This window comes from Brevibacterium salitolerans (genome assembly GCF_039531405.1).
Classification (GTDB): Bacteria; Actinomycetota; Actinomycetes; order Actinomycetales; family Brevibacteriaceae; genus Brevibacterium; species Brevibacterium salitolerans.
In genome coordinates this window covers 25,735-44,914 of the sequence record NZ_BAAAPZ010000017.1, presented here as the reverse complement: position 1 = coordinate 44,914, position 19,180 = coordinate 25,735, and the positions used below count along the sequence as shown (strand labels likewise).

Annotated in this window: 21 protein-coding genes; 17 read left to right on the top strand and 4 right to left on the bottom strand. The window is 71.8% G+C overall.

Going from position 1 to position 19,180, the window contains the following annotated elements; translation table 11 throughout:
* Positions 1-73 precede the first annotated feature (73 nt).
* From ABD240_RS13420 to dapF, 5 genes are all read left to right on the top strand, one after another.
* Positions 74-655, top strand: a complete 582-nt coding sequence (locus ABD240_RS13420) for a hypothetical protein (protein ID WP_291792497.1) — start codon at positions 74-76, stop codon at positions 653-655.
* Positions 656-729: 74 nt separating this feature from the next.
* Complete coding sequence (gene miaB, locus ABD240_RS13415) at positions 730-2,229, top strand: tRNA (N6-isopentenyl adenosine(37)-C2)-methylthiotransferase MiaB (protein WP_291792499.1); 1,500 nt, start codon at positions 730-732, stop codon at positions 2,227-2,229.
* Positions 2,230-2,236: 7 nt separating this feature from the next.
* Positions 2,237-3,133: a hypothetical protein gene (locus ABD240_RS13410; protein WP_344337760.1), complete on the top strand. Its 897-nt coding sequence runs from the start codon at positions 2,237-2,239 to the stop codon at positions 3,131-3,133.
* A 5-nt stretch (positions 3,134-3,138) separates the two neighbouring features.
* Positions 3,139-4,071, top strand: a complete 933-nt coding sequence (miaA, locus tag ABD240_RS13405) for a tRNA (adenosine(37)-N6)-dimethylallyltransferase MiaA (protein WP_344337758.1) — start codon at positions 3,139-3,141, stop codon at positions 4,069-4,071.
* A 10-nt stretch (positions 4,072-4,081) separates the two neighbouring features.
* Entirely contained in the window at positions 4,082-5,032 is a 951-nt protein-coding gene (gene dapF, locus ABD240_RS13400) for a diaminopimelate epimerase (RefSeq protein ID WP_291793066.1), read from the top strand.
* 38 nt (positions 5,033-5,070) lie between these two features.
* Here dapF and ABD240_RS13395 read toward each other — a convergent pair whose 3' ends face one another.
* On the bottom strand, positions 5,071-5,700 hold the full coding sequence (locus ABD240_RS13395) for a class I SAM-dependent methyltransferase (protein WP_291793068.1): 630 nt from the start codon (positions 5,698-5,700) through the stop codon (positions 5,071-5,073).
* Between the two features lie 84 nt (positions 5,701-5,784).
* Here ABD240_RS13395 and hflX point away from each other — a divergent pair, with 84 nt between their 5' ends.
* Both hflX and ABD240_RS13385 read left to right on the top strand, forming a co-directional pair.
* Positions 5,785-7,317: a GTPase HflX gene (gene hflX, locus ABD240_RS13390; RefSeq protein ID WP_291793070.1), complete on the top strand. Its 1,533-nt coding sequence runs from the start codon at positions 5,785-5,787 to the stop codon at positions 7,315-7,317.
* A complete protein-coding gene (locus ABD240_RS13385; protein ID WP_291793072.1) occupies positions 7,301-9,277 on the top strand; it encodes an ATP-dependent DNA helicase in 1,977 nt (658 codons plus the stop codon). Before hflX ends, ABD240_RS13385 begins: the two co-directional genes overlap by 17 nt.
* A gap of 70 nt (positions 9,278-9,347) precedes the next feature.
* Here the strand turns inward: ABD240_RS13385 and lexA are convergent, their stop codons facing one another.
* Positions 9,348-10,109 (bottom strand): transcriptional repressor LexA, encoded by a 762-nt coding sequence (gene lexA, locus ABD240_RS13380; protein ID WP_291793074.1) that lies wholly within the window; start codon positions 10,107-10,109, stop codon positions 9,348-9,350.
* Between the two features lie 222 nt (positions 10,110-10,331).
* Here lexA and ABD240_RS13375 point away from each other — a divergent pair, with 222 nt between their 5' ends.
* From ABD240_RS13375 to ABD240_RS13345, 7 genes are read left to right on the top strand one after another with little or no spacing between them, the layout of a single operon-like run.
* On the top strand, positions 10,332-10,697 hold the full coding sequence (locus ABD240_RS13375) for a LysM peptidoglycan-binding domain-containing protein (protein WP_291793077.1): 366 nt from the start codon (positions 10,332-10,334) through the stop codon (positions 10,695-10,697).
* Between the two features lie 10 nt (positions 10,698-10,707).
* The gene (locus ABD240_RS13370; RefSeq protein ID WP_344337753.1) at positions 10,708-11,874 is read left to right on the top strand and encodes a histidinol-phosphate transaminase; all 1,167 of its coding nucleotides are present in this window, start codon (positions 10,708-10,710) and stop codon (positions 11,872-11,874) included.
* Positions 11,871-12,473, top strand: a complete 603-nt coding sequence (gene hisB / locus ABD240_RS13365) for an imidazoleglycerol-phosphate dehydratase HisB (RefSeq protein ID WP_344337751.1) — start codon at positions 11,871-11,873, stop codon at positions 12,471-12,473. Before ABD240_RS13370 ends, hisB begins: the two co-directional genes overlap by 4 nt.
* Entirely contained in the window at positions 12,470-13,069 is a 600-nt protein-coding gene (locus ABD240_RS13360) for a hypothetical protein (protein WP_291793087.1), read from the top strand. The genes hisB and ABD240_RS13360 overlap by 4 nt, the downstream gene beginning before the upstream one ends.
* The gene (hisH, locus tag ABD240_RS13355) at positions 13,066-13,761 is read left to right on the top strand and encodes an imidazole glycerol phosphate synthase subunit HisH (protein ID WP_344337749.1); all 696 of its coding nucleotides are present in this window, start codon (positions 13,066-13,068) and stop codon (positions 13,759-13,761) included. The genes ABD240_RS13360 and hisH overlap by 4 nt, the downstream gene beginning before the upstream one ends.
* A complete protein-coding gene (gene priA / locus ABD240_RS13350) occupies positions 13,758-14,501 on the top strand; it encodes a bifunctional 1-(5-phosphoribosyl)-5-((5-phosphoribosylamino)methylideneamino)imidazole-4-carboxamide isomerase/phosphoribosylanthranilate isomerase PriA (RefSeq protein WP_291793093.1) in 744 nt (247 codons plus the stop codon). The genes hisH and priA overlap by 4 nt, the downstream gene beginning before the upstream one ends.
* The gene (locus tag ABD240_RS13345) at positions 14,501-15,328 is read left to right on the top strand and encodes an SseB family protein (RefSeq protein ID WP_291793094.1); all 828 of its coding nucleotides are present in this window, start codon (positions 14,501-14,503) and stop codon (positions 15,326-15,328) included. Before priA ends, ABD240_RS13345 begins: the two co-directional genes overlap by 1 nt.
* A gap of 84 nt (positions 15,329-15,412) precedes the next feature.
* Here the strand turns inward: ABD240_RS13345 and ABD240_RS13340 are convergent, their stop codons facing one another.
* Positions 15,413-16,906 carry a catalase gene (locus ABD240_RS13340; RefSeq protein WP_344337746.1) on the bottom strand — a complete coding sequence of 498 codons (1,494 nt, stop codon included), beginning with the start codon at positions 16,904-16,906 and terminating at the stop codon, positions 15,413-15,415.
* 194 nt (positions 16,907-17,100) lie between these two features.
* Entirely contained in the window at positions 17,101-17,526 is a 426-nt protein-coding gene (locus tag ABD240_RS13335; RefSeq protein ID WP_291793100.1) for a DUF1844 domain-containing protein, read from the bottom strand.
* Positions 17,527-17,752: 226 nt separating this feature from the next.
* On the opposite strand from ABD240_RS13335, the gene infC reads away from it, so the two are divergent.
* The 3 genes from infC to rplT are packed head-to-tail and all read left to right on the top strand — an operon-like array spanning position 17,753 to position 19,103.
* Positions 17,753-18,436, top strand: a complete 684-nt coding sequence (infC, locus tag ABD240_RS13330; RefSeq protein ID WP_291793103.1) for a translation initiation factor IF-3 — start codon at positions 17,753-17,755, stop codon at positions 18,434-18,436.
* Positions 18,437-18,478: 42 nt separating this feature from the next.
* Entirely contained in the window at positions 18,479-18,676 is a 198-nt protein-coding gene (rpmI, locus tag ABD240_RS13325) for a 50S ribosomal protein L35 (RefSeq protein WP_291793106.1), read from the top strand.
* A 40-nt stretch (positions 18,677-18,716) separates the two neighbouring features.
* Positions 18,717-19,103: a 50S ribosomal protein L20 gene (gene rplT, locus ABD240_RS13320; RefSeq protein WP_291793109.1), complete on the top strand. Its 387-nt coding sequence runs from the start codon at positions 18,717-18,719 to the stop codon at positions 19,101-19,103.
* Positions 19,104-19,180 lie beyond the last annotated feature (77 nt).

Sequence of the window (19,180 nt, the reverse complement as noted above, 5' to 3'; positions counted from 1 at the left end):
TAGGATGTTGTGCGGAGGAGCACACCGCCGGCGCTGGGGCCGGGCCCGTCGGGCGTGTGCAGGGAGGAGCGCGATGACAGCAATGCACCCCGGGGGTGTGGGCGGGCAGTTCATCGATCTCGCGGAATCCGCAGAGGATCAGCGCGCCATCCTCGTACTCGCCGGAGCCCACTTCGATGTGGCTCCGGAGGCCGTCGGGGCCTCGGCCGTGAGCTGGTACACCGACGACAGCAGTGTGTTCGCCTCCTACTGGTGTCCGCGGTCGCGGGTGGCGCGGCTGCCGCACGGACGCGCCTCGCGGATAGACCTCACGCTCTCTCGCGCCACGCGCTGCGCGGGCGGCGATCTGGACGCCGTGCGGGCGGAGTACGACCACCCGGCCGTGCGGGTCGTGCCGGTCACGGCACCCGGCTGGTCCCTCGCCTACACGGTGCTCGCGGGAGTGGGAGCCGGTGCTGCCGGAGGGACGATGATGCGGTTCGTCCAGGCCGAACCCGGCGGTTCCATCACGGTGTCCCTGGATGCCGGCGGGGGGCCTCTCGACCACGAGGCAGCGGTGCGCCTGGCCGCCGGCGTGAAGGAGGCCGTGCGCTTCGAACAGCGCCTGGGACGCGCTGCCGCGGGTGAGGGGATCAGCGGCGTCGCAGGCGGCTGAACGCCGCATGGGTGGGCTCGTCCGAGCCGCGGGAGTGCGCCCTGCGCGTCGGCACTCGGTACACTGGGCGGGCCATGACACACTCTGCTCCCGCCCCTGCTCCAGACACCGCCGGCGCATCCCGCACCTACGAGGTGCGGACCTACGGCTGCCAGATGAACGTGCACGACTCGGAGAGGCTCTCGGGTCTCCTCGACGACGCCGGATACGTGCCGGCCGGGGACGGGTCGCAGGCCGACGTCGTCGTGTTCAACACGTGTGCGGTGAGGGAGAATGCGGACAACCGCCTCTACGGCAACCTCGGCCGCCTGGCCAAGGTGAAGGAGGAGCGGCCGGGCATGCAGATCGCCGTGGGCGGCTGCATGGCGCAGAAGGACCGGGACGCCATCGTCGCGCGGGCGCCGTGGGTCGACGTGGTCTTCGGCACTCACAACATGGGCTCGCTTCCCGTGCTCCTGGAGCGTGCGCGGCACAACAGCGAGGCCCAGGTGGAGATCCTCGAGTCCCTCGATGTCTTCCCCTCCACCCTGCCCACCCGCCGTGAGTCCGCGCACTCCGCGTGGGTCTCCATCAGCGTGGGCTGCAACAACACGTGCACTTTCTGCATCGTCCCGTCGCTGCGCGGCAAGGAGAAGGACCGGCGGCCGGGGGACATCCTCGCGGAGGTGGAGGCACTCGCCGCGGAGGGCGTCATTGAGGTGACGCTGCTCGGCCAGAACGTCAACTCCTACGGCGCGGAGTTCCGGGACAAGGGCGCTTTCGCCAAGCTCCTGCGTGCGGTGGGGCGCGTCGAGGGCATCGAGCGCGTCCGCTTCACGAGCCCGCACCCGGCGGCGTTCTCCACGGACGTCATCGAGGCGATGGCGGAGACGCCCACCGTCATGCCGCAGCTGCACATGCCGCTGCAGTCGGGCTCGGACCGGATCCTCAAGGCAATGCGGAGGTCCTACCGCTCCTCCCGCTTCCTGCGGATCCTCGAGGAGGTGCGCGAGCACATCCCGCACGCCGCCATCACCACGGACATCATCGTGGGCTTCCCCGGCGAGACCGAGGAGGACTTCGAGGCGACGCTGGAGGTGGTGCGCGCCGCTCGCTTCTCACAGGCCTTCACCTTCCAGTACTCGATCCGGCCGGGCACCCCGGCGGCGGAGATGGAGGACCAGGTGCCCAAGGAGATCGTGCAGCGCCGCTTCGAGAGGCTCACGGCGCTGCAGGATGAGATCGCCTGGGAGGAGAACCGAGCGCTCGTGGGCACCCGGCAGGAGATCCTCGTGACCGGGGAGCCGGACGAGGAGCACGGTCGCTTCAGCGGACGGTCCGAGGACAACCGCCTCGTCCATGTGCGCGTCCAGGACTCGGCCGGGATGCCCCGTCCGGGTGACGTCGTGAGCGCGCGGATCGACGCGGCGAAGCCCTACTTCCTGCTCGCCGATTCCGGGTACGCGCTCCGGCGCACGCGCGCGGGCGACGCCCACGACCGGGCGCAGGCGGAGTCGTGCGGGACCGGCGGGTCCGCACCTGCCGCGGCCGGCCCCACCACGCTCGGCATGCCCACGCTCCGCGCCGGGCTCTGACACCGGTATGCGAGACACCTCCGGCCGGCCGGCGTCGTCCTCGGAAGTGGACGCGGCCGATGCCCTCCGAGGCCTGCTCATTCCGGGGACGCCGCTGCTGCTGCGTGGGGTGGACCCCGGGGAGCCGGAGGCGATGACCGCCTTCCGCTCCGCAGTGCACACGGCGCTGCGACGGGCACCGGTGTGGACTGTGCTGCTGCCGCCTCACGAACCCCCCAGCAGCGCAGGCGGCTCCGCTTCCGCCGGTACGGGTTCTGCTGCGGCAGAGGAGCCTCTGCTGCCCGGCGTGCTCTCCCTCGGCGGTCTGGGGGTGCCGCGCGGAGTCGTGGTGCCGTCCGTCCCCGGCGCAGCCGCGGAGCTGAGCCCGGCAGATGTGCGCGGCGGTGAGGAGCTCGCGTCCGCAGTCGCCTCGCTCCGCAGGCAGGCCCCGGATTCCGCGCAGCGATCCGCGCGGGTCCACATCGGCTTCACGGTGGCTGCGCTGTGCGCGCTGGAGGCAGGCGTCTCCGTCCGGCTGCAGCGCGCATCCGCGCCGCCCTCGGCGCCTCTGCTCGTGCCCCTCGACTTCTCCGGTGCCGCCGACCCCGACGCACCCCTCGCGCCGCGCGAGGGCGCGGCGGCCTTCGACGCAGCCCTGGAGGAGGCGCTCACCGGAGCCGTGGACCGCGAGGCGCTCTCGTGCCTGGACGCGGGCCCTGCGGCGGCATGGACGGACGGCGTCGTCGCAGCCCTGGGGGCCTCTGGGGACCCGTCTCGGCTGCGCGGCACCGTGCGGGCGGCGACGGACTGCCACAGGGTGCGATACCGGCTCATCGGGCTCGAGGCGTCCCGGGCCAGGCCCGCGTCCCCGCTCCCGCCGGCGAGCGGGGAGGACCGTGTCGCAGCCACGGGTGCGGCCCGGTGACGGCGGTGGACGGCGCATCCTGCCGGCATTCCCGTCCCCGCCCGCTCGTCGTGGTGGTGGGGGCCACCGCGACCGGCAAATCGGATCTCGGGATCGGTCTCGCCCGGCGGCTCAGCGGGGAGGTGGTCAACGCGGACGCGCTCCAGCTCTACCGGGGGATGGACATCGGGACGGCCAAGCTCGCGCCGGAGGAGCGCGGCGGTGTGCCCCACCACCTCATCGACGTGCTCGACGTCGATGAGCCGGCCTCGGTCTCCGGGTTCCAGCGCGCCGCCCGCAAGGCCGTCGCGGACATCGAGTCCCGCGGACACCACGCCGTGATGGTGGGCGGCTCCGGCCTGTACGTGCGCGCCGTCACGGACGACATGCGCTTCCCCGGCACGGACCCGGCGCTCCGGGCGGCCCTGGAGGAGGAGGCGGCGGGAGCGGGGACGGAGGCGCTGCACCGGCGACTCGCGGTCCAGGACCCGCCTGCGGCGGCCAAGATCGCCCCCGGCGACACCCGCCGGGTGGTCCGCGCGCTCGAGGTCATGGCGCTTACCGGGGAGCCGTTCTCCGCGCATCTGCCGGCGTACGAGTACGTCCGCCCCACGGTGCAGCTGGGGCTCTCGCTGGACCGGGACGAGCTCCATCGCAGGATCGCCGTCCGCGTGGAGCGGATGTGGGCGGAGGGCTGGCCCGAGGAGGTGCGGCGCCTCCTGGACCGGGGGCTGCGGGCGGACTCCACCGCCGGGCAGGCGATCGGATACGCCGAGGTGCTGGCCCACCTCGAGGGCACGCTGACCCGGGCGCAGGCCATCGAGCGCACCATCGTCCGCACGCGGCAGTTCGCCAAACGGCAGGAGACCTGGTTCCGGCGGGACAGCCGGATCGTGGTGCTGGACGCGCAGGCCCCGGACCTCCTGGACCGGGCGCTCGCGGCCGTGGCCGCCGCGTAGACTGGGGCGCGTGACGATCGCACAGGTGACCAAGGGCCACGGAACCGCCAACGACTTCGTGCTGGTGCACGACCCCCAGTGCCGGGAGAGCCTCGACGCCGAGACCGTCCGCGCGCTCACGGACCGGCGGCGGGGCGTGGGCGGTGACGGCCTCATCCGCGTCGTCCGCTCGGCCGCGCTGGCCGCCGGACAGAACCCGGAGCCGGAGGCGCAGGCCGCCGCCTCGGCAGGGGCGGAGTGGTTCATGGACTACCGCAACGCGGACGGCTCGATCGCGGAGATGTGCGGCAACGGCGTCCGCGTCTTCGCCCACTACCTCGTGGAGAAGGGCCTGGCGGACCCGGCCGCGCCCCTCCTCGTGGGCACGCGCGGGGGAGTGAAGATCGTCACCGTCGTGGACGACCCCACGGATGCGCGGGCCACGGGAGCGGCTCCCGCGGGCGCGCCCTGGTACCGCGTCGACATGGGCACCTGGCGCATGCCCGGTGCGGGCGCGGAGCTGGAGGAGCGCGGCGCGGACGCGCGCGTGAGCACCCGCGGCATCGAGGTGGGACGGCCCGCGGTGAGCGTCGACATGGGCAATCCGCACACGGTCGTGGCGCTGCAGTCGCTCGACGAGCTCATCGCCGCGGACCTGGGGACCGCCCCGGCGGTGGACCCCGCTCCGCCGCACGGCACCAACGTCGAGTACATCGTGGTCGAGGCGGACGGCGACGACGACCCCCGGACCGGACGCCTCCGCATGCGCGTCCACGAACGCGGGGTCGGTGAGACCTTCGCCTGCGGCACGGGCGCGTGCGCGGCCGCACTGGCCGCCCGCTTCTGGGCGGGGGCGCACGGTCCCGTGGACTGGTTCGTCGAGCAGCCGGGGGGCACGGTGCGCGTCGAGGTGGACGGGTCCCAGGTCGCGCTCTCGGGACCGGCCGTCCTCGTCGCCGAGGTGGTCCTCACCGGCCGCTGAGGCGTGCGCGTGCGGGGGAGACGGCGGCCCGGCCGGGCTCAGGCGGCGCGGTCGACCCGGAGCACGCGGAACCCCTTCGCCGTCTCGATCCGCTCCGCGGAGAAGTCCGGTCCCAGCCCGGCGCCGTCCTCGGCGGAGAGCCAGGTGAGCAGGGAGTCCGCCCCCAGCTTCTTTGCCACCACCAGGTGGGCGGAGCCGCCGGGCGCCAGCCGCGGCAGCCAGGTGCGCAGCATCTCGTGGAGCACCGCCTTGCCCACACGGATGGGCGGGTTGGACCAGATCTGGGTGAAGCGCACCTCCGCGGGGATCTGCTCCGCCGTCACGGCCCGGAGGCCCTCCAGGCCCAGAGCCTTCGCATTGGAGACGGTGAGGTCGAGGGCCCGGGCATTCACGTCGAGGGCCCAGACCGTGACGGGGATCTCCGAGTCCGCGGCGCGCAGGGCCGCGTCGAGGGCGATGGGCCCCCAACCGCAGCCCAGGTCGAGGAGGTCGCCCGGCGCAGGCTCCGGCACCGTGCCCAGCAGGACCTTCGTGCCGGTGTCCACGTGGTCGGGGGAGAAGACGCCGCCGGCGGTCTCGACGCGCACCTCCCGGCCGCCCAGTGTCACCGTCCGCGTCCGCTTCTCGGCGCTGCTGGCGGGATCCTGCGTGAAGTAGTGCTCGGACATGCTGTGATTCTAGGCCGGGCGCGCCCTCCCCAGCCGCTCGGCCCTGTGGGAGAATGGATCCTCAGCACTCAGGAGAGGGAGTACATGACCCAGACCCACGGCAGGCACACGTCCCCGGCCGGAGAAGACGGCGGGCAGGAGTCGGCGATAGACCGCATCCTCGGGCGTGCAGCCGCCCTGGACTCCGCGCACACCGCCGCGGACGAGGCGGATCAGCTGGATCTGCTCGAGAGGTCGGCGCTGCGCCGTGTGGGCGGGTTGTCCACCGAACTCGAGGACATCACGGAGGTCGAGTACCGCCGGGTGCGGCTCGAACGCGTGGTGCTGGCCGGCATCCACGCCCCCGGGCGTGCCGCCGACGGCGAGAACAGCCTCCGGGAGCTCGCGGCGCTCGCGGAGACCGCGGGCTCGCAGGTGCTCGACGGGCTTCTCCAGAAGCGCGTCCACCCCGATCCCAGCACGTACCTCGGCAGCGGGAAGGCCGTCGAGCTCAGGGAGATTGTGGAGGCGGTGGGCGCGGACACCGTCGTCGTCGACGCCGAACTCCCGCCCAGCCAGCGGCGTGCGCTCGAGGACGTCATCAAGGTGAAGGTCATCGACCGGGTGGCCCTCATCCTCGACATCTTCGCCCAGCACGCGAAGTCCCGTGAGGGCAAGGCCCAGGTGGAGCTCGCACAGCTCGAGTACCTGCTCCCGCGCCTGCGCGGCTGGGGCGAGTCCATGTCCCGGCAGGCCGGCGGCCGTGTGGCCGGCGGCGAGGGCATCGGCTCGCGCGGCCCGGGTGAGACGAAGATCGAGCTGGACCGCCGCCGGATCCGCACCCGGATGGCGAAGCTGCGGCGGCAGATCCGGGCGATGGCGCCGGCACGGGAGACGATGCGGGCGGACCGCCGCCGCAATGCGGTGCCGTCGGCGGCGATCGTCGGGTACACGAATGCCGGGAAGTCCTCCCTCCTCAACTGCCTGACGGACGCCGGCGTCATGGTGCAGAACGCGCTGTTCGCCACGCTCGACCCCACGGTCCGGCGGGCGCAGGCCCCGGACGGCCGCGACTACACCCTCACGGACACCGTGGGCTTCGTGCGCAACTTGCCGCACCAGCTCGTCGAGGCCTTCCGGTCCACGCTCGAGGAGGCCGCGGACGCGGATCTGCTCGTCCACGTCGTCGACGCCTCCCATCCCGATCCCACCGGGCAGATCTCCGCCGTCCGCGAGGTGCTGGCCGAGGGGAGCGCGAGCGAGCTGCCGGAACTCGTGGTGTTCAACAAGGCGGATGCCGTGGAGCCGGATGTGCTCGCCGGCCTCCTGCTTGAGGTCCCCGGCTCGCTGGCGGTGTCCGCGCGCACGGGCGAGGGCGTCGGGGCGCTGCGAGCGCGGATCGGCGAGCTGCTGCCGGTGCTCGCCCGTGAGCTCACCGTCGTGCTGCCCTACGACCGCGGGGAGCTCGTGAGCCGGGTGCATGAGCACGGCACCGTCCTCGACGAGCGGTTCCTGGCCGAGGGGACCGTGCTCCAGGCCCGTGTGGACGATGCGCTCGCCGCCGAGCTCGCACCCTTCGTGCGCCCGGACATGTTCGCCGGGGACGTCGCCTCCGCTGACGATGACGCAGACGCCTGAGCTGCTGGCCGCGGCCGTCGCCGCGGTGGGAGGAACCGAACGTCAGGGACAGTCCGAGATGGCCGAGGCCGTCTCCAGCGCGCTCGCCGGCGGCACGCACCTGCTCGTCCAGGCCGGCACCGGCACCGGCAAGTCGCTGGCGTACCTCGTGCCCGCCGTGGACCATGCCGTGCGCACGGGGAACAGGGTCGTGGTCTCGACAGCCACCCTGGCGCTGCAGGCCCAGATCGTCGACCGCGATCTGCCGCGGCTGGTCCGCGCCACGGGGAGCGAGCTGGGCCGCAAGCCGGCCTATGCGGTGCTGAAGGGGCGGCGCAACTACGTGTGCCGGCACAAGCTGGACGGAGGCTATCCGGACGACGCCGCCGGGATGCTCTTCGACTTCGGGGCCGATCAGGCCTCGGCCCGTTCCGGGGCCGCGGCGGGCTCGCGGATGGAGGACGAGATCCAGCGGATCCGCAGCTGGGTGCGGACGACCCAGACCGGTGACAGGGACGACCTGGTCCCGGGCGTCTCGGACCGCACCTGGGCGCAGGTCTCGGTCAACTCCTTCGACTGCCTGGGGTCGAAGTGCCCCGTCTTCGAGGAGTGCTTCGCGGAGATCGCCAAGCTCAAGGCGCACGCGGCGGACGTCGTGGTGACCAACCACGCGCTGCTGGCCATCGACGCCTTCGGCGACCACGCCGTGCTGCCGGAGCACGACGCGGTGATCGTGGACGAGGCGCACGAGCTGCGGGACCGGGTGACGAACGCCCTCTCCGCATCCCTCACGGTGTCCATGATCGAGCACGCGGCGTCCTCCGTCCGCCGCACCGGACTGGTGCAGGAGGGTGTGACGCACCTGCTCGAGACGGCGGGGGCGGCCTTCGGCCGGGAGCTGGAGAAGGCCGACGACGGCCTCCTCCAGCGCTGGCCGGAGGGGCTCGCGGCCGCCGTGGGGCAGGTCCGCGATGCCGCACGCCAGGTCTCGGCGGACCTGAGCTCCGGGGCGAAGACCGGCGAGACGGACGCGGACACCGGACGTCAGCTGGCCCGCGCCCGGATCCTCGAGGTCCACGAGGTGGCCGAGCGCATGGCCGAGGGCTCGGACAACGACGTGGCCTGGGTGACGCGCTCCACGTTCCGCGAGCGCACCACAGTCTCGCTCGTGGTCGCCCCGCTGTCCGTGGCCGGCACCATGCGCTCCGGGATCTTCGAGAAGGCCACCGTGGTGGCCACCTCGGCGACGCTGGCGCTGGGCGGGCGCTTTGACGCGGTGGCGGGATCGCTGGGCCTCGCCGGACCGGAGGCGCCGCGCTACGACGCCGTGGACGTCGGCTCCCCGTTCGACTACTCGCGGCAGGGGATCCTCTACGTGGCGGCGCACCTTCCCCGGCCCGGCAGGTCCGGGATGAGCTCCGAGGCCGTCGAGGAGCTCGAAGGCCTGCTCAGCGCCTCCGACGGCGGGGCACTCGGCCTGTTCTCCTCGAAGGCGGCCGCGCAGGCGGCGGCCGAGGAGATGCGCGCGCGGACGGATCTACCCATCCTGCTGCAGGGCGAGGACGGCCTCAGCTCCCTCGTGGCGCGCTTCGCCGCGGACGAGCGCGCCTGCCTGTTCGGCACGCTCTCGCTGTGGCAGGGCGTGGACGTCCCCGGAACGACCAACCGCCTCGTGGTCATCGACCGGATCCCGTTCCCGCGGCCGGACGACCCGCTGGTGCGCGCGCGGACGGAGAGCGCCCACCGGGCCGGTGCCAACGGCTTCATGTCCGTGAGCGCGGCGCACGCCGCTCTCCTCATGGCGCAGGGCGCGGGCCGTCTCGTCCGCGCGACGGGGGACAGAGGAGTGGTCGCCGTGCTGGACGAACGGCTGCGCAACGCCCGCTACTCCGGGTTCCTGCTCAGCTCCCTGCCTCCCATGTGGCGGACCGACGACCCGGCAGCCGTGCGCGCGGCACTGCGGCGTCTGCGCGGCGGCTGAGCCGCGCCTGTGCATGCAGCAGGCCCCTGGAGCTCACCGTGAGTTCCAGGGGCCTGCCGCGCGGAGCGGGTCAGTCGACCCGGCGGATGACGGCGGTGACGACGCCCATGATGGTGGCGAAGTCGCCGTCGATGGGATCGTAGAACCGGTTCTGCGGCAGCAGCCACTGCTTGCCGTTCTCCCGCTTGAGGGTCTTCACGGTCGCCTCGTCGTCGAGCAGGGCGGCCACGATCTGGCCGTTCTCCGCATCCGGCTGCGAGCGGACGACGACGTAGTCGCCGTCGCAGATGGCCGCGTCCTGCATGGAGTCGCCCACGACGTGGAGCAGGAAGAGCTCACCGGAGCCCACGATCTGCCGCGGCAGGGCGAACATCTCGTCGACGGACTGCTCCGCGAGGATGGGCCCGCCCGCGGCGATCCTCCCCACGACCGGCACCATGGCGGTGTTGGGCGCGGGATCGATGCCCCTGCGGACCTCCTCCGGTGGAGTGACGACCTCGATGGCGCGGGGGCGCTTGGGATCGCGGCGCAGGTAGCCCAGCCGCTCCAGCTGGGAGAGCTGGTGGGCCACGGAGGACAGCGAGGCCAGTCCCACCGTCTTGCCGATCTCCCGCATGCTGGGCGGATAGCCGTTGACGTGCACGGCGCGCTCGATCGTCTCGAGCACCAGACGCTGCCGCGGGGTGAGGCGGTCGTCGCCGTCCGCGGCGGAGCCCTCGGGCAGTTCGGAGCCGCCCTCGAACCGGAGCCGCCTGACGTTCTCGACCTCCTCGTCGATGCCGCTGTTGCGCGGGCGTCCGCGTCCGCGCCGGCGTGGGCCTTCGGTGCTCATCGTGTGTCCCCTCCATCGACCTCGGTACCTGTGACCTGCGCTGATGCCGGCCCTCACGGTTGTGTCCGTGCCTCGTGATCGACTTGCGACGCAAGCAGTCACGGACGTTCGATTCCCATTCTCGCATACGCGTTCGAAGGGGAGTGGACATACGTTCTAATATGCGTTTCAATAGTACACATGTTCGACCCGCCCGGGTCGATGGTCACCGGAGGTCCTGTCATGAGCGCACTCGCATTCGGCGGTCCCGCGTACGCCGTCCGCCGCCCGTTCCGGCTGCCGCACCGCGGCCGTCCCTCGCGCCGCGTCCGGCTGCTGCGCACCGCGCTGCTCGCCGCAGTGCTGCTGGCTGCTGCGGCGGGCCTGCTCATCGCCGTGCTCGTGCCCAGTGCCGCCGCCGGGGACGAACGTCCGGCGACGGCGACGACCTCCGTGGTCGTGGGCGAGGACGAGAACCTCTGGAGCATCGTGGAGACGGGCGGCTACGACAGGGACCCGCGGATCGTCATCAGCGAGATCCGCAGCATGAATGGCCTCGCCACGTCCGTCGTGCACCCCGGTCAGGAGCTCACCGTCCCCGCGCGATAAACTCCCCGGTGTGACTTCACTGGACTCGCTTCCGCTGCGCGCGGATCTGCAGGGCGCCGCTCCTTACGGCGCGCCCGTGATCGACGTTCCCGTCCGCCTCAACGTGAATGAGAACGCCTTCGACGTGCCGGAGCCGGTGGTCCGGGCGATCGGCGCACGTGTGGCGGAGGTCGCCGCCTCGCTCAACAGGTACCCGGATCGCGAGTTCACGGAGCTGCGCACACTGCTCGCCGGGTATCTCGGGGGAGTGCTCGCCGCGGAGGCCGGCGAGAGCGGCTCCGGGGCGTCGGAGCTGGCAGGTGCCCGGATCCGTCCCGAGATGATCTGGGCCGCGAACGGTTCGAACGAGGTGCTCCTCCACATCCTGCAGGCGTTCGGCGGACCGGGCCGGACGGCACTCGGCTTCGTCCCCAGCTATTCGATGCATCCGCTCGTCGCGCAGGCCTCCGGCGCGCGCTTCGTGGGAGTCGGCCGGAACGCGGACTTCACGATCGATCCCGCAGCCGCGGTGGCGGCGGTCCGCGAGCACGATCCGGACGTCGTGTTCCTCTGCACCCCCAACAATCCCACGGGGACGCGCACTCCCCTCGAGGTGATCGAGCGGATCTACGAGGCCGCTCGCGGCATCGTCATCGTCGACGAGGCCTATGCGGAGTTCGCGGGCAGTGATTTCCGGAGCGCCCTCCACCTGCTGCCCGGACGGGAGCGTCTCGTCGTGTCCCGGACCATGAGCAAGGCCTTCGCCTTCGCGGGCGCCCGGGTGGGCTACGCAGCGGCGGATCCGGCCTTCGTCGACGCGCTGCGCCTCGTCCGCATGCCCTATCACCTCTCCTCTCTCACACAGGCCGCCGCCTGTGCCGCACTGGAGCACACGGAGGAGCTGCTGGCCGGGGTCCGTGCGCTGGTGGCACAGCGCGAACGGCTCTCCGCGGGCCTGCGGGACCTGGGCTTCGAGGTCTTCGACTCGGACTCCAACTTCGTCCTGTTCCGGGGTGCGGCGGATCCGCACGCGCTCTGGCAGCGCCTCGTGGACTCCGGCGTGCTCATCCGGGACATCGGACTGGACGGCTGCCTGCGCGTGAACGCGGGCACCGAACGGGAGACCACGGCGTTCCTCGAGGCGCTGGGCGCCGCGGTGGAGCAGGAACCGCACCTCACAGACGGGAAACAGGGATGACGCACCGCACGGCCAGCGCACACCGGGTGACGGGGGAGTCGGAGGTCGCGGTGACGCTCGACCTCGACGGCACCGGCACCTCCACGATCGAGACCGGCGTGCCGTTCTACGACCACATGCTCACGGCGCTGTCGAAGCACTCGCTCATCGACATGGAGATCCGCGCCGCGGGCGACGTCCACATCGACGTCCACCACACCGTCGAGGACACGGCCATCACACTGGGCTGGGCACTCCGCGACGCGCTGGGGGACAAGGCCGGCATCCGCCGCTACGGCGACGCGCACGTTCCCCTCGACGAAGCCCTCGCGCGTGCGGTCGTCGACGTCTCCGGCCGGCCCTACTTCGTGCACTCCGGTGAGCCGGAGGGGCAGCAGTACCATCTCATCGGCGGTCACTTCACCGGCTCGATGACCGCTCACGCGCTCGAATCGCTCGCGTTCCAGGCCGGGCTCACCGTCCACCTCACGCTGCTCGCGGGGCGGGATCCGCACCACATCGTCGAGGCGCAGTTCAAGGCGTTCGCGTGCGCACTGCGCACCGCCGTCGAATCCGATCCGCGCACCACCGCCGTTCCGTCGACCAAGGGAGCACTGTGAGCCGCACCGTCATCGTCACCCCGTTCGGCCGGGCCGATCAGCTCGCGGCCGCCTGCGTGCTCTCCGACATCCCGGGCTGGGTGGTCCCGCTGGGGGACTTCTCGGCCGTGGTGCAGGACGGTACGGACGTGGCAGGCGGCAACGAGGCGGCCGCCAAGCTCTCGAAGCTCACGGGCAGGCACGAGGTGCTCCTCATGGTGCGCAGCGAGGAGCAGATCGACGCCGCGCACTATCGCGGGGGAGCACGCGAGGCGGACGTCCCCGCGGGGCTGGCTCTCTCGAACCTCCCGGACTCCCTGGAGGGCCTCCTGCTGGAGACGCGCGATCCCGCGGACGTGGAGGGCGGCTTCGACACCTCCACGATGTCCAAGCTCGAGGCCTCCCGCTCCACCATGACGCCCGCCCGCGCGGCGCTGGCGCGCACGGCGCTCGTGTGGCTGGTCGCCGCGCTGCTCGCCGTCGTCGTGCTCGCCTTCGGCGTCGTCCAGGGGCTCGGCGGCTCCGTCATCGGCTGGGTCGTGGCCGTGCTCGGCGTCGTGGTGCTGCTCATCTCGCTCACGCGCATGAGGGTGCTGCTCGGCGGAGGCAGACGATGACCGCCCGGCCACGGGTCGCGGTGCTGGACTACGGCTCCGGCAACGTGCACTCCGCCGTGCGCGCCGTGGAGGCCGCCGGGGCCGAGGCGGCGCTCACGGCCGATCCCGCCCGCATCGAGGCAGCGGACGGTCTGCTGGTCCCCGGCGTGGGAGCCTTCGCCGCGGTGATGGAGGGCCTCGCCGCCGTCGACGGGCCGCGGATCATCCGTGAGCGCCACGCGGCCGGCCGGCCGGTGCTCGGCATCTGTGTGGGCATGCAGGTGCTGTTCTCCGCGGGGACCGAGCACGGCGTGCGCACCCCCGGCATCGGGCTCTGGGACGGTGAGGTGGGACCCCTCCGGGCGCCCGTCGTCCCCCACATGGGGTGGTCCCGCGTGCAGGTGCCGGCCGGCAGCAGGATGTTCGCGGGCACAGCCGACGCGCACTTCTATTTCGTACACTCCTATGCGGCGGTCCAGGGGCCGCCCACCGGGCTCACGACGACGGCGGTCCACGGAGACAGGTTCGCCGCCGCCGTGGAGGACGGCACCACCTGGGCCGCCCAGTTCCATCCCGAGAAGTCCTCGGAGGCGGGCGCCCGCCTGCTGCGCAACTGGATCGCGGAACTCACCCGCGCCACGGGCCCGGCGGCGGCTCCCGCCGGCCCGTCCCTCCCGAACATCACCGCCCCCGAATCGAAGGACACGGCATGACCTCCCTCGTCGAAACCCCCGCACTCACGCTCCTGCCCGCAGTGGACGTGGCCGACGGCCAGGCGGTCCGGCTGGTCCAGGGCGAGGCCGGCACCGAGACCCGCTACGGGTCCCCGCTCGAGGCCGCCGGTGAGTTCGAAGCCGGCGGAGCGGAGTGGATCCACCTCGTCGACCTCGACGCCGCCTTCGGCCGCGGGTCCAACTACGATCTGCTCCACAAGGTCACGAAGTCCCTGTCCATCAAGGTGGAGCTGTCCGGAGGCATCCGCGACACGGAGAGCCTGGAGCGTGCGCTCGACACCGGCGCGGAGCGCGTGAACATCGGCACCGCCGCCCTGGAGAACCCGGAGTGGACGGCCGAGGTCATCGCGCACTACGGCGACAAGATCGCGATCGGGCTCGACGTCCGCGGCCGTACGCTGGCCGCCCGCGGCTGGACCCGTGAGGGCGGCGACCTCTACGAGGTCTTCGACCAGCTCGAGGAGGCCGGCTGCACCCGCTACGTCGTCACGGACGTGACGAAGGACGGCACACTCGCCGGACCCAACACGGAACTCCTCGCGGACCTCGCGGCGCGGACCGAACGTCCCCTCGTCGCCTCCGGCGGCATCTCGAGCCTCGACGACATCGCCGCGCTGCGCGAGCTCGTGCCGCAGGGCGTGGACTCCGCGATCGTGGGCAAGGCGCTCTACGCCGGCAAGTTCACCCTCGCGGAGGCCCTCGACGTGGCCGGCCGCTGATGAGCGCGTCAGGGCCGTCCGGGTCAGACCCGTCCGGACCGGTGCCGGAGATCCCCGCCCACCTCCGCGGTGCGCTCGGCGGCCCTGCGGATTCGGCCGGGGTGCCGTGGGGAGGCCGCGAGCTCCACTCCAACCCGTTCGCGGGAGACACGGGAGAGGCGGACGAGGGTCTGCTGACCGCCCTCGCCGCCGCAGCGGCCTCCCCGCTTCAGCCGCAGCTCCACGCCGGTGTGGTGCGGGGGCTGGCGGGCGTGCGACTCTACGCCCCCGTGCTCCCCATCGTCACGGAGAGCTCCGTCGACGAGCGCGGTCTCATGCACGACAACGCCTCGGACATGGCGATGGTGAGGCTGCAGTCCGCGGACGGGCGGGAGGCGACTCCGGCATTCACGGACATCCCCGCGCTCACGGCATGGCATCCCCGGGCGCGCCCCGTGCCCATCGAGGCCGAGCGCCTGGGCGCCGCCGCGGTGGAGGAGGGTGCGCAGCTGGTGGTGCTCGACCCGGGCCGCCCGCACAGCTTCCTCCTGCGCCGCCCCGCGCTGTGGTCCTTCCTCAAGCAGGAGCCGTGGCAGCCGGCGTGGGCGGATGCAGAGGTGGCCGGAGCGCTCAGAGCCGTCGCGGCGGGCCGGGACTGGATCGCCGGCATCGGCATGGGGCCGGGCTCGCAGACCGTCCACGTCCAGGGTCCCGAGGTCCGGATCGAGATCCGCGTGAGCGTCCGGCCGGAGAAGCAGGAGCTGGAGGAGCTGCAGGCTGCGCTGGCAGCGCATGCTCTCCTCGCGGACCGTGTGGACTCCCTCTCGCTCGGCCTCGTGCGCGCCTGACGACCGGGGTCCGCGTGCGCGACTGCGAGCGCCTGTGCTCCTGCGGCCGCGGGCGGGGACATGACCGGCCGGGTGCCGGTCGCCTCAGCCGCGACCGGCCAACGCTGTCGTGACGACGTTCTCCACGCGCGCGCCCAGCTCCGCGTCGACGCTCTTCCAGTAGCCGAACGCCCGGGAGCGGACCGAGTCGTCCGTCACCTGCATGACATGGCCGGCGATGTTGCCGACCAGGCGGTCGCGTGCGGCATCGTCGAGGACCGTGCGCACGAGGTCGCCGGCCTGGTTGAAGTCGCCGTCGTCCGGCCGCGGGGTCTCGACGGAGCGGAGGACGTCCCCGCTGACGCCGGAGAGGTTCTCCTCCGTCGTGAGCCGGGGGTCGGCGTGCGGTCCGCCGAAGCCGTTGGGCGCGTACTCCGGCTGCTCGGCCGGATAGTTCTCGAAGGACATGGCCCCGTCGCGGGAGTAGCTGCGCTTCAGCGCCGCCTTGGGGCGGTTCACCGGCAGCTGCGCGTAGTTGGGGCCGATCCGGTGCCGGTGGGTGTCGGGGTAGGAGAAGATGCGTCCCATGAGCATCCTGTCCGGGGAGAGGCCGGTGCCGGGGACGAGGTTCGCCGGGGAGAAGGCGGCCTGTTCGATCTCCGCGAAGAAGTCCGCGGGATTCCGGTTAAGCTCGAGCCGGCCCACCGGGACGAGGGGGAAGTCCCCGTGCGGCCAGACCTTCGTCACGTCGAACGGATTGATCCGGTAGTGCGCGGCCTCCTCGTAGGGCATGATCTGCACCTTGAGGTCCCAGCTGGGGAAGTCCGCACCCTCGATCGCCTCGAAGAGGTCGCGGCGGTGGAAGTCTGCGTCCACGGCGGCCATCTGGTCGCCCTCCGCCTGCGAGAAGCCCTCGTGGCCGTGGCGGGCGATGAAGTCGTCCTTCTGGTTCGAGAGGAAGTGGTACTTCACCCAGAAGCGCTCCCCGGAGGCGTTGATCCACTGGAAGGTGTGGGAGCCGTAGCCGTTCTGCTCCCGCCAGGAGCGCGGGATCCCCCGATCGCCCATGAGGTAGGTGACCTGATGGGCGGATGCGGGCACCTGGGTCCAGAAGTCCCACTGCATGGTGTTGTCGCGCAGTCCGGTGCGGCTGCGGCGCTTCTGCGAGTGGATGAAGTCCGGGAACTGCATCGCATCGCGGATGAAGAAGACCGGGGTGTTGTTGCCGACGATGTCGAGGTTGCCCTCCGTCGTGTAGAACTTCACCGCGAACCCGCGGGGGTCGCGCCAGGTGTCGGGCGAGCCCTGCTCGCCGGCGACGGTGGAGAACCGGAGGAGCACCTCGGACTGCGCGCCGGGCTGGAACAGCGCGGCACGGGTGTACGCGGACACGTCCTCGGTCGCGGTGAAGGTGCCGAAGGCGCCTCCGCCCTTCGCGTGGACCACGCGCTCCGGGACGCGCTCCCGGTCGAAGTGCGCGAGCTTCTCGATGAGGTAGTGGTCCTGGAGGAGGATGGGGCCGTTGGGCCCCAGGGTGAGGGAGTGCTGGTCGGAACCCACCGGGATGCCGAAGTCGTTGGTCGTGAAGCGCGCGGTCACTCTACCTCCAGGGAATCGCAGCCGTTCAGGGGCTGACGCCCCGCATGCTAGCCAGCACGGGCTCCTCCCTCAAGGATGGAGCACCTAAGCGCGAACGGCCGCCTCCCCGTGATGACGGGGATCGCGGCCGTTCGCAGAGCGGTCAGCTGTGAGGCAGCAGACAGCGGAGCCGCGGCCTCACGCCGCGGTGGACCTCAGGCCACCGGTCCGGTCCACTTCTCCCCGGGGCCCTTGCCCGGCGCGTCCGGAATCGTCGACGCCTCGCGGAAGGCCAGCTGGAGGGCCCGCAGTCCGTCGCGGATGGGGCGCGCATGCTGATCGCCGATCTCCGGGGCACCCGCGGTCACGAGCCCGGCGAGGGCCGTGATGAGCTTGCGCGCCTCGTCCAGGTCGACGAGATCGGCGGCGCTCTCCGTCTCCGAGTCCTCGGTGAGCCCGAGCTTCACGGCGGCGGCGCTCATGAGATGGACGGTGGCCGTGGAGATGACCTCCACCGCGGGCACCTCCGCGATGTCACGGACCGCTCCGGATTCTGCGGCGGCGGGCTGCGGGTCTGCGGAGGGGGCGGCTGCGTCCGCGGCGGACGCGGACCGGTCGTCGAAGCTGAAGGACTGGGTCATGCGGTCCAGTCTTCCACAGTCGGATGTGCACTCGTGCCGCAGGTGCTGTAACATGGTTCGAGTGTGAAGAGGGGCTTCGGCTCCCACCTGGATCGCAAGCGCGATCGGGTACCCCTGCCAGTGCAGGAACGGCGCGCCTCACAGAGGTGCGCCCGTCCGTGCGCTCGTCTGCGAACCAGGGCCCCTCTGCATCGTCGGAAGGGGCCTTTTCCGCTTCCTCCGGCGTATGCGTTGTCGTCATCAGTCGAAGAAGGAGCAGCACATCAGCGAGCCGCGTATCAACGATAGGATCCGAGTCCCGGAAGTCCGCCTGGTAGGCCCCAACGGTGAACAGGTGGGAATCGTCGCGATCCGCAAGGCGCTCGACCTTGCCCGCGAGGCGGAGCTGGACCTGGTCGAGGTCGCACCTCAGGCCAAGCCCCCTGTCGTCAAGCTCATGGACTACGGCAAGTTCAAGTACGAGTCCGCGCAGAAGGCTCGCGAGGCCCGCAAGAACCAGGCCAACACGGCTCTCAAGGAGATCCGCTTCCGCCTCAAGATCGACGAGCACGACTACGAGACCAAGAAGGGCCACGTCACGCGGTTCCTCTCCGGTGGGGACAAGGTCAAGGTGATGATCATGTTCCGCGGTCGTGAGCAGTCGCGTCCTGAGATGGGGGTCAGGCTCCTCAATCGGCTGGCTGAGGACGTGTCCGAACTCGGCAGCGTGGAGTCCGCTCCCCGCGTCGACGGACGGAACATGGTCATGGTCATCGCACCTGCGAAGTCCAAGGCCGATGCGAAGGCGGAGTCGCGCAGGGCGACTGCCGAGTCGCGGGGTTCCCGCGCAGAGGTCAAGTCCCGCCGCGACCGCGAGGCCCAGGCGAAGTCCGGCCGCAGCTCGGAGGAAGCCTCCGAACAGCTCGGCTGAGCACCTGCGCCCACCAACAAGATGTGAAAAGGAGACGGCACCATGCCGAAGCAGAAGACCCACAGCGGCGCCAAGAAGCGCCTGCGTCTGACCGGTTCCGGAAAGGTCATGCGTGAGGGCGTGAACAACCGCCACCTCGCTGAGCACAAGTCCTCGCGCCGTAAGCGCCGGATCTCGATGGATCAGGAGCTCGTCGGAGGCGACAGGGCCAAGGGCCTCAAGCTTCTCGGCAAGCGCTGAGTCTCATCCACCGACGAATCTGGTTTTCTAAGGAGTACACGTGGCACGTGTGAAGAGGGCGGTCAACGCCAAGAAGAAGCGCCGGGTCATCCTCGACCGGGCGAGCGGCTACCGCGGACAGCGTTCGCGCCTGTACCGCAAGGCCAAGGAACAGGTCATCCACTCGCTGGTCTACAGCTACCGCGACCGCCGGGCGCGGAAGGGCGACTTCCGCCGCCTCTGGATCCAGCGCATCAACGCCGGTGCCCGCGCCAACGGCATGACCTACAACCGCTTCATCCAGGGCCTCAAGGCCGCGGGTGTCGAGGTGGACCGCCGTATGCTCGCCGAGCTCGCGGTCAACGACGCGCCGACCTTCGCCGCTCTGGTCAAGGTCGCCAAGGACGCGCTGCCGGCAGACGTCAACGCCGCCAAGAGCGCAGCCTGATCCGCACAGGACATGATGTGAGCATGCCCCCTCCGCGAGGGTGAGCGCCGCATCGCAGCACGAAGGGCCGGGGTCAC